This is a genomic window from Flexivirga lutea (assembly GCF_054778955.1).
Genome location: NZ_BAAGZB010000005.1, coordinates 82,881 through 97,065 on the forward strand (window position 1 = coordinate 82,881; position 14,185 = coordinate 97,065).

Sequence of the window (14,185 nt, forward strand, 5' to 3'; positions counted from 1 at the left end):
CGACAGTGGTGGAGGAAGCCTGTGAACGACCGAACCGCCGCCAGGCCGAGCATCGAAGAGCTGCGCGAGCGCTCCCAACCGGTGTCGGTCCGGGGTAGGCAGAACGCCGAGCACTGGTCCGGTGAGTACCTGCGGCACGGCTCGCTCTACCTGACCCGGCAACTGGTGCCGACACGCATCACCCCCAACGGAGTGACCGGGCTGATGATCCTGTCCGGTTGGTGCATCGCGCTCTCGCTGTTGGTCCCCGGCATCGTCGGAGCCCTGCTCGCGGTGTTCTTCGGCCAGTTGCAGATGTACCTCGACTGCGTCGACGGCGAGCTCGCGCGCTGGCGCCAACGGTTCAGCCCGGCGGGTGTCTTCCTGGACCGGACGGCGCACTACACGACCGAAGGGTTCCTCGGCCTGGCGTTCGGGCTGCGCGCAGCAGGCGTCTTCGGCGGCCAGACCGGAGCCACCGACACCTGGAAGTACGCCTTCCTCGGTGCGGTCCTGATGGGCGGCATCATGATGAACAAGGCGCTCAACGATTTCGTCCACGTGTCGCGGGCGTTCAGCGGTATCGACCGGCTGCCCGATACGGCGGCGGCCAAAGCGGTCTCCAGCGGCGGCCTGATCGGCCTGCTGCGCAGCGCCGCGCGGTTCCTGCCGTTCCACCGCATCTTCCACTCGGTGGAGCTGAGCCTGCTCGCCCTGGCCCTGTCGGTCGTCGGCATCATCACCGGCGACGGTGCGCAGGTGTTCCGCGTGACGGTGTGGGTGTTGGCACCTGTCGTCTGGGTTGTCGTGCTCGGCCACTTCGTCGCGATCCTGGCGTCCCCGCGGGTGAAGGCGCCGCAGCAAGCTGCCTGACGACGGAAAGGTTATGGTGCAGGCCATGTATACGCTCCTCCTCCTCAACGGCGGTGTCGGCACACGCGTCGCCGCGGGGCAGCCGAAGCAGTTGATCCGGGTGAACCATCTGCCGGCGATGATCTACCCGTTGATCGCCGTGGACGACATTCCGGAGATCGACGAGATCGTGCTCAACTTCCCGCCGGGCTGGGAGGAGACGATGCACAAGCTGGTGGCCGATTACGCCATCAAGACGCCGATCACGTATGTCGAGGCGGGGGACACCCGGCACGCATCCGTGGCGGCGATGGTGGGGCACTGCTCGAACGACAAGGTCATTCTGCACGAGACGGCGCGTCCCTTGGCGACCAAGGGCGACTTCCAGGACCTCATCGCCGCCGAGCACGACAACGTGTCCTTCATGCTGGAGATCCCGTTCACCGTCGCACCGGTCGATCCGGACACCCGGAAGGTCACCGGATCGCTGGAACGCGCACGGCTGCGCAACGTCCAACTGCCCCAGAAGTTTCGTAAGGCCGATCTCGAGGCCGGCCACGCGTACGCCCGGGAGAAGAACCTCGTCTTCACCGAGGACGCGACGTTGTGCGCCGTTGCCGGGTGCGACGTCTACTACATCCCGGGTTCGGATCGTAATTTCAAGATCACCACCAAGACGGACGTGCGGGTCGCCGGCCATCTGCTGGCGGGGGACGACGGTGATGAGTAAGACGATCCTTATCAGTGGTGCCTCCAAAGGCATTGGCCTCGCGACCGCCGAACGCTTCTTTCGGGAGGACAACGACGTCACCGACTTCGTCCTGCTGGCACGCCGCTCGGCGGAGTTCACGGCCGCCGAGCGGGAGCTGCTCGCCGACAATCCGTTCGGCAAGAACGTCGCGTGCTACCAGATCGATCTGAACGATCGCCGCGCGATCGACCAGCTGATCCCGCGCATCGCACAGCGCCACGGCAACATCGATCTGTTGATCAACAACGCCGGCTACACCGCCCCCGATCCCATTCACGAGATCGACTTCGCCGACTTCGAGCGCACCATCGGCGTCAACCTCTACGCGCCGTTCTTGGTCGTCCAGGGCCTGCTCCACCTGGGCAACACCTTCGAGTACATCGTCAATGTGGCCTCGACCGCAGGCATCACCGGTCGGTCGGGGTGGCTCACCTACTCCAGTTCGAAGGCTGCGCTCATCGCGATGAGTCAGGTCATCAAGGAGGAACTGGCGATCTACGGCACGCGCGTGGTCACGATCTCCCCGGGTCGTTGTGCCACGGCGCTGCGCCGCAAGCTCGCCCCCGATGAGGATCCGGCGACCATCATGCAACCCGAGGACGTCGCGGAGGCGATTCGTGTGCTGACCAGCCCCGTGGGCCGTTACATCGACAGCGAGAACCTCGTCGTCCGCCTCTGACCGATAGGGGGCGCCCAGCTGCTGCGCCGATCCGATCGACAGTGCGGTTACCGGTGCGGACGGCTCCGCCACTGCGTCTCATGATGAGAGACGGAGAGTCCACGTTGTGAACACGACGCCCAGGGCGGTACTCTGGCCGGGCCTTGGAGGCCAGCGTCGTCCTCACAAGGTTCAGTGATCCCTTGGAACGACGCGTTCAGCGTCGTTCGCGACGACTGGACGGTGAGTTTCGTTGACGGCGCAGAGCAGTTTCTCCGCGATCCCGGCGGCGCAGGGTCTCTACGACCCGGCGCGCGAGCACGACGCGTGCGGTGTGGCGATGGTGGCCACCATGCGCGGCACGGCCGGGCACGACATCGTCGATCACGCGTTGACGGCGCTGCGCAACCTGGAGCATCGCGGTGCGACCGGCGCGGATCCCGCGGTCGGTGACGGCGCAGGCATCCTGACGCAGATCCCGGACGAATTCTTCCGCGCCGTCTGCGACTTCGAACTGCCGGCCAAGGGCGCGTATGCCGTCGGCATCGCCTTCCTACCGACCGACGCGCAGGAACAGTGGTACATCGGTGAGCGCTTCGCACAGCTGGCGGCCGAGGAGGGCCTGCGGGTGCTGGGCTGGCGCGACGTGCCGACCGACCCGTCGCTGGTCGGCGCACCGGCGCGCGCGGTCATGCCGGTCTTCCGGCAGGCGTTCGTGGCCGCCGCCGACGGCGACCTGCGCGGTCTGGACCTGGACCGCCGAACCTATGCATTGCGCAAGCGCATCGAGGCAGAGCGCGACATCTACTTCCCGTCGCTGTCGAGCCGGACCATCGTCTACAAGGGGATGCTGACGACCGGTCAACTGGAGCCGTTCTACCCGGATCTGTCGGATCGCCGCTTCACCACCGAGCTCGCGCTGGTGCATTCGCGCTTCTCGACCAACACGTTCCCCTCCTGGCCGCTGTCGCATCCCTACCGGCTGATCGCGCACAACGGCGAGATCAACACGGTGCGCGGCAACCGCAACTGGATGCGCGCTCGCGAATCCACTTTGCAGAGCGACGTCTTCGGTGGCGACATCGACCGGCTCTTCCCGATCTGCACCGACTCCGGGTCCGACTCCGCCAGCTTCGACGAGGTGCTGGAGCTGCTGCACCTGGGCGGGCGCACCCTGCCGCACGCCGTGCTGATGATGATCCCGGAGGCGTGGGAGAACCACGCCACGATGGACCCGGCGCGGCGGGCGTTCTACGAATACCACTCGGCGATCATGGAGCCGTGGGACGGCCCGGCCTGTGTCGCGTTCACCGACGGCACCCTCGTCGGCGCGGTGCTGGACCGCAACGGTCTGCGACCGGGTCGGTATGCCGTCACCGACGACGGTCTGGTGGTGCTGGCTTCCGAGGCGGGCGTCCTCGACCTCGACCCGGCGCACGTGGTCCGCAAGGGGCGGCTGCAACCGGGCCGGATGTTCCTGGTCGACACCGCGCAGGGCAGGTTGATCAGCGACGACGAGATCAAACGGGACCTGGCCGCCGAGCACCCCTACGAGGAGTGGCTGCACGCCGGCATCATCAAGTTGTCCGAGCGTCCCGAGCGCGAGCACGTCTGGCACACGCCGGCATCGGTGGTCCGGCGCCAGCAGACGTTCGGTTACACGCACGAGGAACTGCGCATCCTGTTGACCCCGATGGCCGAAGCCGCGGCCGAGGCGTTGGGTTCGATGGGCACCGACACTCCGGTCGCGGTGCTGTCCGACCGGCCGCGGCTGCTCTTCGACTACTTCAGCCAGCTGTTCGCGCAGGTGACCAACCCGCCGCTGGACGCGATCCGTGAGGTGCTGGTCACCTCCTTGGGCACGTTGATGGGCCCCGAACACAATGCGCTGGAGGTCGGCCCCCAGCACGCCCGGCAGGTGGAGCTGGACTTCCCCGTCATCGACAACGACGAACTGGCGAAGCTGGTCAACCTGAACAACGGCGGCGACCTGCCTGGTTACCAGACCTATGTGATCCGCGGGACCTACCGGGTGGCCGGCGGCACCAGTGCGCTGCGGGCCCGGCTCAAGGGCATCTGCGCCGAGGTGTCCCAGGCGATCGCCGACGGGCACCGCTTCGTGGTGCTCTCGGACCGGGAGAGCACCGCCGCCTTCGCGCCGATCCCGTCACTGCTGCTCACCGCGGCCGTGCACCACCACCTGGTGCGGGAACGGACCCGGACCCAGGTAGGTCTGCTGGTCGAGGCGGGCGACGTGCGCGAGGTGCATCATGTCGCGCTGCTCATCGGGTACGGCGCAGCCGCCGTGAACCCCTACTTGGCAATGGAATCCGTGGAGGACCTGGTGCGTCGCGGAGCCATCCAGGGCGTGACGCCGGAGCAGGCGGTCAAGAACCTCATCAAGGCACTCGGCAAGGGCGTCCTGAAGGTGATGTCCAAGATGGGCATCTCGACCGTCGCGTCATACCGCGGCGCCCAGGTGTTCGAGGCGCTCGGCCTGTCGCAGGAACTCATCGACGAATACTTCACCGGCACGGTGTCCCGCATCGGCGGGATCGGCCTCGACGAGATCGCCGAGGAGATCGCACAACGGCACCAGACGGCATACCCCAAGAACGGCCTGCACCAGTCGCACCGCACCCTCGAGACCGGCGGCGAGTACCAATGGCGCCGCGAGGGTGAGCCGCACCTGTTCGACCCCGAGACGGTCTTCCGGCTGCAGCACTCCACACGGGCGCGGCGCTACGACATCTTCAAGCAGTACACCCGACGTGTCGACGACCAGTCGCAGCGCCTGATGACCCTGCGCGGCTTGTTCTCCTTCAAGCAGACCCGGCCGAGCATTCCGATCGAGGAGGTCGAGCCGGTCAGCGCGATCGTCAAGCGCTTCTCGACCGGCGCGATGAGCTACGGCTCGATCAGCAAGGAAGCGCACGAGACTCTCGCGGTCGCCATGAACCGGCTCGGCGCGCGCTCCAACACCGGTGAAGGCGGCGAGGACGTGGACCGCCTGCTGGACCCGGAACGCCGCTCGTCGATCAAGCAGGTCGCGTCCGGCAGGTTCGGGGTGACCTCGGTCTATCTGACCGGAGCCGACGACATCCAGATCAAGATGGCGCAGGGTGCCAAGCCGGGGGAGGGCGGGCAGTTGCCCGGCCACAAGGTGTATCCGTGGGTGGCCAGCACCCGGCACTCCACGCCGGGTGTCGGCCTGATCTCGCCGCCGCCGCACCACGACATCTACTCGATCGAGGACCTGGCCCAGCTGATCCACGACCTCAAGAACGCCAACCCGGCCGCGCGGATCCACGTCAAGCTGGTCTCCGAGGTCGGTGTCGGCACGGTTGCGGCAGGTGTCTCCAAGGCGCATGCCGACGTGGTGCTGGTCTCCGGGCACGACGGCGGCACCGGTGCGGCGCCGTTGACCTCGCTGAAGCACGCGGGTGGGCCGTGGGAGCTGGGCCTGGCCGAGACGCAGCAGACATTGTTGCTCAACGGGTTGCGCGACCGGATCGTGGTGCAGACCGACGGCCAGCTGAAGACCGGACGCGATGTGATGATCGCGGCACTGCTCGGCGCGGAGGAGTACTGCTTCGCCAGTGCGCCCTTGGTGGTCAGCGGGTGCATCATGATGCGGGTCTGTCATCTGGACACCTGCCCGGTGGGTGTCGCGACCCAGAACCCGGAGTTGCGGCAGCGGTTCACCGGCAAGCCGGAGTTCGTCGAAACCTTCTTCGAGTACATCGCCGAGGAAGTCCGAGAACTCCTGGCACAACTGGGTTTCCGCACCTTGGACGAGGCGGTCGGCCAGGTCGGTCTGCTGGACACGGAACGCGCGGTCGGCCACTGGAAGGCCGCCGGCCTCGACCTGTCGCCGATCCTGGCCGACGTCGACCTGCCCGAGGGCACGCCCCGACGGCACGTGGTCGCACAGGACCACGGGCTGGCCAAGGCGCTCGACCAGCAGCTGATCACGATGAGCCACGACGCGCTGGAGGACAAGCTGCCGGTGCGTCTGGACCTGCCGATCGCCAACGTCAACCGGACGGTCGGCACCATGCTCGGACACGAGGTCACCAAGCGCTACCCGCAGGGTCTGCCGGACCAGACGATCGACGTCACGCTGACCGGCGCCGCGGGCCAGTCGCTGGGTGCGTTCCTGCCGGCAGGCATCACGCTGCGCCTCTTCGGCGAGGCGAACGACTATGTGGGCAAGGGACTTTCGGGTGGACGAGTGGTCGTGCGGCCACTGCACGACGCATCGCTGGTTGCGGAGCAGAACGTCGTCGCCGGCAACGTCATCGGGTATGGCGCCACCACCGGCGAGCTCTTCCTGCGCGGGATCGTCGGAGAGCGCTTCTGCGTACGCAACTCCGGCGCGACCGCTGTCGTGGAGGGCGTGGGCGACCACGGCCTGGAGTACATGACCGGCGGCACGGTGCTGATCCTCGGCCCGACCGGCCGCAACCTGGGCGCCGGTATGTCGGGAGGTGTCGGCTACGTGCTGGATCTCGACGAGCAACTGGTCAATCCCGAGCTGGTCGACGTGAGCGGCTTGCGGGAGCAGGACCTCGCCGTGGTGCACGACCTGCTGGAAAAGCACCAGGAATGGACCGAATCAACCGTTGCCGCAAAGCTGTTGGCGCAGTGGCCGGTGTCGGCGGAGCGGTTCTCGCTGGTCCTGCCGCGCGCCTACCAGCAGGTGCTGGACGTGCGGGCCAGGGCAGCGGAGGAAGGACTCGATCCGGACGGCGATGTCGTCTGGGCGCGGATCATGGAGGTGTCCCGTGGCTGACCCACGCGGCTTTCTGAAGGTGCGGGAGCGCAGCCTCCCGGAGCGTCGGCCGGTCCCGGTGCGGATCAAGGACTGGAAGGAGGTCTACCAGGAGCAGCAGCTGGGCGATCTGCAACAGCAGGCGGGCCGCTGCATGGATTGCGGCATACCGTTCTGTCATCAGGGATGCCCCCTCGGCAACCTGATCCCGGAGTGGAACACCCTTGCCTGGCGCGGCGATTGGCCCGACGCGATCGACCGGTTGCACGCCACGAACAACTTCCCCGAGTTCACCGGCCGGTTGTGCCCCGCACCCTGCGAGACCGCCTGCGTGCTCGGCATCAGCCAGCCTGCGGTCACCATCAAGCAGGTCGAGGTGACCACCATCGAGCAGGCCTTCGCCGAGGGCACCGTGGAGCCGCAGCCGCCCGAGCGACTGACCGGCCGCACGGTCGCCGTCGTCGGGTCGGGGCCGGCCGGGTTGGCCGCGGCTCAGCAGCTGACGCGTGCCGGACACACCGTTGCCGTCTTCGAACGCGCAGACAAGCCAGGGGGATTGCTGCGTTACGGCATTCCCGAGTTCAAGATGGAGAAGGCTGTCGTCGACCGGCGGATCGAGCAGATGACCGCCGAGGGCACCCGGTTCCGGTGCAACACCGAGATCGGCAAGGACATCACCTGGGAGCAGCTGCGCGCTCGGTATGACGCCGTGGTCGTCGCCATCGGCGCCACGGTGCCACGTGACCTGCCGGTGCCGGGGCGCGAGCTCGACGGATTCGTGCAGGCGATGGACTTCCTCCCGCCGGCCAACCGGGTCGCGCTGGGTGAGCACGTGACCGATCAGGTCACCGCCGAGGGCAAGCACGTCGTGGTCATCGGAGGCGGTGACACCGGAGCCGACTGCATCGGGACGTCGCTGCGCCAAGGGGCGAAGTCGGTGACCTCGCTGGAGATCATGGCTCGTCCCGGGGACCAGCGTTCGCCGCAGCACCCGTGGCCGACCTACCCGCTGATCTTCCGCGTCGCCAGCGCCCACGAGGAGGGTGGTGAACGGGTCTACGCGATCAGCACCAAGGAGGCGATCGGTGACGGCGCCGGCAACGTGCGCGCCCTGCGCGTCGCCGAGGTCCGTTCGGGCCCAGACGGTTTCGCAGAGGTCGAGGGCACCGAGCGGGAGATCGATGCCGACCTCGTGCTGCTGGCGATGGGCTTCCTCGGTCCACTGACCGAGAGCCTGGTGAGTGACCTGGGTGTCGAGCTCGACGAGCGGTCCAACGTCCGACGCGACGCCGACTTCATGTCCTCGGTTCCCGGGGTCTTCGTCGCCGGTGACGCCGGGCGCGGTCAGTCGCTGATCGTCTGGGCGATCGCCGAGGGACGCGCGGCCGCGCACGGCGTCGATGCGTTCCTGTCCGGAGGTCACTCCGACCTGCCGGCGCCGATCGCGCCGACCGACCGGCCGCTGACGGTCTGAGCTCCCGCGCGAGTATGTCGCTACTGTCGTGACTTTGTCGCTCGGGGAACGTTGTCCGGGCGAGTAGGTCGCTACTGTCGTCACTTTGTCGCGCGTGCGACAAGTTACTCATTCGTATGCCGGACGGTCTGCCGTACCCCGCGTGGGCGGGCCGTCCGGCTCACTAGGGTGGAGCCATGCGTCGAGCCAAGATCGTTGCCACCCTCGGACCCGCTACTGCCGCACCGGAGAAGGTCCGGGCTCTGGTCGATGCGGGGATGGACGTCGCACGACTGAACCTGTCCCACGGGGCCTACGCCGACCACGAGAAGGTCTACACGGCGATCCGGGCGGCATCGAACGATTCCGGTCGCGCCGTGTGCGTGATGTGCGACCTGCAAGGCCCGAAGATCCGCACCGGCACCTTCGCCGACGGTCCGATCACCTTGGCCAACGGCGACTCGTTCACGATCACGACCGAGGACGTCGAGGGCGACCAGCACCGGGTGTCCACGACGTACAAGGGATTGCCCGGTGACGTCGAGCCCGGCGACCTGTTGCTCATCGACGACGGCAAGGTGTGTCTGCGCGCCCGGGAGGTCACCGACACCGAGGTGCGTGCCGAGGTCGTCGAGGGCGGTGCGGTGTCCAACCACAAGGGCATCAACCTGCCCGGCGTCGCGGTGAGCGTGCCCGCGTTGTCGGAGAAGGATGAGGCGGACCTGCGCTGGGCGCTGCAGCTGGGTGCCGATGTCATCGCGCTGTCGTTCGTGCGTGACGCGGTCGACATCCGGCGCGCGCACGAGATCATGGACGAGGAAGGTCGTCGCGTCCCGGTGATCGCCAAGGTCGAGAAACCCCAGGCGGTCGACAATCTGGACGCCATCATCGACGCGTTCGATGGCGTCATGGTGGCCCGCGGCGACCTGGGCGTGGAGCTTCCGTTGGAGGAGGTTCCGCTCGTCCAGAAGCGTGCCATCGAGATCTGCCGGCGCAACGCCAAGCCGGTGATCGTCGCCACCCAGGTGCTGGAGTCGATGATCGACAACTCCCGGCCGACCCGGGCGGAGGCCAGCGACTGCGCCAATGCCGTACTGGACGGCGCGGACGCGATCATGCTGTCGGGCGAGACCAGTGTCGGTGCCTGGCCGATCGAGGCGGTGCAGACGATGGCCCGCATCATCGACAGCACCGAGGAGCACGGCCTGGACCGGGTGGCGCCGCTGGGCACGCGCCCGCACACCAAGGGTGGTGCGGTCACCGCGGCGGCCGCGGAGGTCGGCGATCTGCTCGACGTGCGTTATCTGGTGACGTTCACCGAGTCCGGTGACTCGGCCAAGCGGATGGCGCGCATCCGCAGCGCCCGGCCCATGCTGGCCTTCACCCCCGAGCAGTCGACCCGCTCGCAACTGGCGATGGTGTGGGGCGTGGAGACCTACCTGGTGCCGCAGGTGAAGCACACCGATCAGATGGCCATGCAGGTCGACGAGACGTTGCTCGGCGAAGGACGGGCCACGGAGGGCGACCTGGTCGTGATCGTCGCGGGTTCGCCGCCCGGTATTCCCGGTTCCACCAACGCGTTGCGCGTCCACCGGATGGGCGACGCCCGCAACAAGACCGCCCCCGCGTACAACTGAGCCGGTACGCCGGTCGACCCCGGCCTCCGGTCTCCGGATCGGTCCGATTGGAGCGGCGCTCCATCTCTCCCGTATGCTGACCCAGCACTCTCGCCGGAGTGGTGGAACGGCAGACACGGAGCACTCAAAATGCTTTGCTCGCAAGGGCGTGCGGGTTCAAATCCCGCCTCCGGCACCAGCACATCCCCGTCGCGGTGACCCCGGTCGAGCCGCACGCATATCGACACCACGGCGCCGTGGCCGGTGCGATGATCGCAGCGTCCGGTGGTTCCACCGATGAAGGGGGCGTCCCGAGGTGCTCCACGTACCGCTGTTGCTGGCAGTGCCGACCATCGTCCTCGGCGCGTTGCTCGTCGCCTACTGCCTGATCGACATCGTCCGCACGGAGCAACCGCTCCTGCTGCGCAAGTGGCAGTGGGCGGTGGCAGTGCTCGTACTGGTGCCGCTCGGCGCGCTGGCCTACCTCGGCTTCGAGAAGCTGGGCATCGATCAGCCGTCGACCACTGCGCCGGAGGAACTGACCACCCAGCCCGGTGACAGCAGCTTGTTCCACCGGGACCGCTGAGCCGCGCCCTAGGCTGTGGACCGTCGATCATCCGCCGTCGATCATCCGCCGTCGATCATCCGCCGTCGATCATCCGCCGTCGATCATCCGCCGTCGATCATCCGCCGTCGATCATCCGCCGTCGATCATCCGCCGTCGATCATCCGCCGTCGATGATCCGCCGTCGATGATCCAGCTGCGTCAGGAGGTGCGTGCGCGATGTTGCCCACGACGTTGCCCGCGATGTTGCCCACGACGTTGCCCACGACGTTGCCCACGACGTTGCCCACGACGTTGCCCACGACGTTGCCCACGACGCTGCCTGCGACGGTCGCTGCCGAGCGCGGTCAGGGCTGGCTGCAGGTCGCAGAGTTGCTGCTGGCCTTCGTGTTGTCCGCCGTCGTCGGCCTCGAGCGGGAGATGCGCGGCAAGGCCGCCGGCCTGCGCACACAGACGATCGTCGGCACGGCGTCGGCACTGATCCTGCTGGTGAGCAAGTACGGATTCGGCGATGTCCTAGGTGATCACGTCGTGCTCGACCCGTCCCGCGTCGCCGCGCAGGTCGTGTCCGGCATCGGCTTCCTCGGCGCCGGCCTCATCATCACCAGGGGCGCCACCGTGCGCGGGTTGACCACTGCCGCGGCGGTCTGGGAGACGGCGGCGATCGGGATGGCGGCCGGCGCCGGATTGCCTTTGCTGGCAGTGCTGGTCACCGTGCTGCACTTCGTCGTGGTGCTCGGTTTCACGCCACTGACGTCGTGGCTCGGCGACCGAGGGCACGGTGAACGCCGCTACCTGCTCACGTATGCCGACGGGCGCGGCATCCTCCGGGACGTGCTGACGGCATGCTCGGCACGTCACTGGGTGGTCGGTTCCCTCTCGGTGGAGCGCGGCCGCAAGCCCTTCGGGGGCCCGGACGAGTGGGACGACACCGCCGTCGTGGCAGTCGGCGTCACGCTGTCGGGTCGCGGCCTGGATGAGGTGGTGCCCGCCCTGGGCCACATCGACGGTGTGATCCGCGTCGACCGCGACGACGCCGACGACGACTGAGCGCCTCGGCGGCGCCCGATCCCGCTGGTGTTTGATGGTCCGCATGGCTCTTTTCGGCAAGCGGCGGGACACCAGCGGTGACGCGATCGAGGCGTTCTGGTCCTGGTGGAACGACGGCGGCTCCGGACAGGTCGCGATGGCGGACCCCGAGTCCGGCACGGCCGCCTTGCTGGACCCCCGCGTCCACGCCATCGACGGGGGACTGGCCTGGGAGATCGCGCCGGGCAGCGAGGCCGCGCACCTGCTGGTCGTCACCGCGGACGGTGACCCGGAGCTGCGGGCGACGGCACGCCGCTGGTTGGCGGCGGCGCCGGCCGCGGACTTCGTCTGGTCGTATGCCGACAGCCGGCAACCCGCGACCACGATCGGCGGCCGCCTACTGAAGTTCGACGGTCACGAGTTCGACCTCGGGCAGATCCAGGTCGGCGTGCGCCGCACCGGCAGCCGGGTCGACGTGACCGTCTATCACCCGCATTTGGCGCAGGTCGCCGAGGAGCAGCGGCTCGGCGTGTGTTTCGTCGCGCTCGACACGGCGCTCGGTGAGGAGATGACCGAGACCTGGATCGGTGAGCTCCAGCCGGTCACCGTGCCGCCGCTGGACGGGTTCGGCCTGACCGGGCTGCGCGCGGTCGTGCGTGATCTACGCGAGGAGTTCACCGACGACGACGGTGGTCCCAAATGGATCTCGTTGCAGGGCACCGGTCCTCGCGGCCCGGTGACCGCTGGAGCGCAGGTGCCGCTGGCGGCGGCCTGGGCGCCGCAGCTGGACCAGCACATCGTCGTGGCGGTGCCCTACCGCGAGCGCGACGGCGACGGCCTGCCCAGCGAGGACATGGTTGCCGAGCTCGAACGGCTCAAGCGCCACGTCACCGACCGGCTGGAGGAGCAGGGCCGGGTCGTCGCCCACGAGTGCAGCGGCGGCCTGTGCCTCGTGCACGTGTATGCCGACGGCGCCACACCCGCGGCGGACCAGATCAAGGCGGCGGTCACCGGTTGGCCGGACGGCACCGTCAAGGTCAGCGTCGAATCCGACCCCGGCTGGGCCGGGGTCGCGCACCTGCGCGGCTGAGCCGCGCTCGACAGGTGACGCACGTCATACCTGAGCGCGTGCTTAGCTAAGGCCCGTGACGAACCAAGAAGCCGGCGCACGTGTCGTCGTCGCCGAGGACGAGGCGATCATCCGGCTCGACCTGGCCGAGATGCTGCGCGAAGCGGGCTACGACGTCGTCGCCGAGGTCGGCGACGGCCGTCAGGCGGTCGACCGCACCCGCGAGCTGCACCCCGATCTGGTGGTCATGGACGTCAAGATGCCGGTCCTGGACGGGATCAGTGCCGCCGACGAGATCGGTCGCGACGGCCTGGCACCGGTGGTGATGCTCACCGCCTTCTCCGACAAGGAACTGGTCGAGCGCGCCTCGGACGCGGGCGTGATGGCATACGTGCTGAAGCCGTTCACCCTCGACGATCTGCAGCCGGCGATCACCGTGGCCCGGTCGCGCTGGGCCGAGCGCAAGGCGTTGGAGCACGAGGTCGCGGACCTGGGGACGCGGCTGGAGACCCGTAAACGGATGGACCGTGCCAAGGGCCTCCTGATGACGCAACTCGGCCTGGACGAGCAGGAAGCATTCCGGTGGATCCAGAAGACCGCGATGGACCGTCGGCTCGGCATGCGCGAGGTGGCCGACGCCGTGATCGCCGGCACGGCCGACGGATCCACGGCCGACTCCTGACCGGCGCTCAACGTGGCGAAGTCGGACGTCCGTACACTCTCTTCAGCGGCCTCTCAGCCCGATGGGGGCAGCCTGTGAGCGAAGGCCGCACCAACAGGCGTAATCTGCGGCGTGCACGTGTGGCTCGGGGTCATTCGGCGGAGGTTCGATAGTGGCAAGGTCGGCGGTGCAGGTCGCCCGGATGACGTCCGGGAACGAAGAGGAGCTCGTCTCCTTGTGGCGTCAGGCGAAGCGGGCGGAGGGACACGGCGATGACCAGGTCGAGCGATCTCTGCGCGACGGGCGGCTGACCCGGGCCTGTGCACGATCGGACGTGCGGGTGTTCGTCGCCTCGATCGAGGACGAGCCGGTCGGCTTCTGCGTGGTGATGTCCGGTCCCATGTCGGCGCTGCAGGAGACCCTTGCGGTGTGGCTGGACGTCCTGTGGGTCAAGCCCGGCCGGCGTCAGCGCGGCGTGGCCGGTGCGTTGCTGGAGGTCGTGGCGTCATACGCCGAGCACCTCGGCGCCGCCGAGATCGTCTCCTGTGTGCCAGCGGGCAGTCGCGATGCCAACCGCTTCTTCGCCCGCCTCGGGTTCGCCGCCGTCGTCACCGAGCGCAGCACCACTCCCGCCGGGTTGCGGCGCCGACTGGCCGGCCACGGGGCCTCGATCGTCAGCGATGCAGTGCGCCGACGTCGGTCGTTGCGCGCCAGGGCGCGTGCCCGTGACTGCGACCCGGTGCTGGTGCAGGCGCACTCCACATTGATCGACTGACGG

At 68.3% G+C, this 14,185-nt stretch carries 12 protein-coding genes and 1 tRNA gene; 12 read left to right on the forward strand and 1 reads right to left on the reverse strand.

Annotated features, from left to right (window positions below):
• The first annotated feature begins 21 nt into the window (after positions 1–21).
• The 8 genes from ACYVBN_RS16390 to ACYVBN_RS16425 all read left to right on the forward strand — a co-directional run bounded on the left by ACYVBN_RS16390 (position 22) and on the right by ACYVBN_RS16425 (position 10,669).
• Positions 22–852 carry a CDP-alcohol phosphatidyltransferase family protein gene (locus tag ACYVBN_RS16390; RefSeq protein WP_460601444.1) on the forward strand — a complete coding sequence of 277 codons (831 nt, stop codon included), beginning with the start codon at positions 22–24 and terminating at the stop codon, positions 850–852.
• A 25-nt stretch (positions 853–877) separates the two neighbouring features.
• Positions 878–1,561, forward strand: a complete 684-nt coding sequence (locus ACYVBN_RS16395; protein WP_460601445.1) for an IspD/TarI family cytidylyltransferase — start codon at positions 878–880, stop codon at positions 1,559–1,561.
• Entirely contained in the window at positions 1,554–2,261 is a 708-nt protein-coding gene (locus ACYVBN_RS16400) for an SDR family NAD(P)-dependent oxidoreductase (protein WP_440280956.1), read from the forward strand. Before ACYVBN_RS16395 ends, ACYVBN_RS16400 begins: the two co-directional genes overlap by 8 nt.
• Before the next feature lie 232 nt (positions 2,262–2,493).
• Positions 2,494–7,035 (forward strand): glutamate synthase family protein, encoded by a 4,542-nt coding sequence (gltB, locus tag ACYVBN_RS16405; protein WP_460601446.1) that lies wholly within the window; start codon positions 2,494–2,496, stop codon positions 7,033–7,035.
• The gene (locus ACYVBN_RS16410) at positions 7,028–8,488 is read left to right on the forward strand and encodes a glutamate synthase subunit beta (RefSeq protein WP_460601447.1); all 1,461 of its coding nucleotides are present in this window, start codon (positions 7,028–7,030) and stop codon (positions 8,486–8,488) included. Before gltB ends, ACYVBN_RS16410 begins: the two co-directional genes overlap by 8 nt.
• Positions 8,489–8,664: 176 nt before the next feature.
• On the forward strand, positions 8,665–10,104 hold the full coding sequence (pyk, locus tag ACYVBN_RS16415) for a pyruvate kinase (RefSeq protein ID WP_440280953.1): 1,440 nt from the start codon (positions 8,665–8,667) through the stop codon (positions 10,102–10,104).
• A 92-nt stretch (positions 10,105–10,196) separates the two neighbouring features.
• A tRNA-Leu gene (locus ACYVBN_RS16420) sits at positions 10,197–10,282 on the forward strand.
• 117 nt (positions 10,283–10,399) lie between these two features.
• On the forward strand, positions 10,400–10,669 hold the full coding sequence (locus ACYVBN_RS16425; RefSeq protein WP_460601448.1) for a hypothetical protein: 270 nt from the start codon (positions 10,400–10,402) through the stop codon (positions 10,667–10,669).
• Positions 10,670–10,794: 125 nt separating this feature from the next.
• Here ACYVBN_RS16425 and ACYVBN_RS16430 read toward each other — a convergent pair whose 3' ends face one another.
• Positions 10,795–10,926: a hypothetical protein gene (locus tag ACYVBN_RS16430; RefSeq protein ID WP_460601449.1), complete on the reverse strand. Its 132-nt coding sequence runs from the start codon at positions 10,924–10,926 to the stop codon at positions 10,795–10,797.
• On the opposite strand from ACYVBN_RS16430, the gene ACYVBN_RS16435 reads away from it, so the two are divergent.
• The 4 genes from ACYVBN_RS16435 (at position 10,868) to ACYVBN_RS16450 (ending at position 14,182) form a co-directional block, all read left to right on the forward strand.
• Entirely contained in the window at positions 10,868–11,698 is an 831-nt protein-coding gene (locus ACYVBN_RS16435) for an MgtC/SapB family protein (protein WP_460601450.1), read from the forward strand. The two genes, ACYVBN_RS16430 and ACYVBN_RS16435, sit on opposite strands and share 59 nt — an antisense overlap.
• A gap of 43 nt (positions 11,699–11,741) precedes the next feature.
• Entirely contained in the window at positions 11,742–12,767 is a 1,026-nt protein-coding gene (locus ACYVBN_RS16440) for a DUF695 domain-containing protein (RefSeq protein ID WP_460601451.1), read from the forward strand.
• A 55-nt stretch (positions 12,768–12,822) separates the two neighbouring features.
• A complete protein-coding gene (locus ACYVBN_RS16445; RefSeq protein ID WP_460601452.1) occupies positions 12,823–13,428 on the forward strand; it encodes an ANTAR domain-containing response regulator in 606 nt (201 codons plus the stop codon).
• A gap of 181 nt (positions 13,429–13,609) precedes the next feature.
• On the forward strand, positions 13,610–14,182 hold the full coding sequence (locus ACYVBN_RS16450) for a GNAT family N-acetyltransferase (RefSeq protein ID WP_460601453.1): 573 nt from the start codon (positions 13,610–13,612) through the stop codon (positions 14,180–14,182).
• The last annotated feature ends 3 nt before the right edge of the window (positions 14,183–14,185 follow it).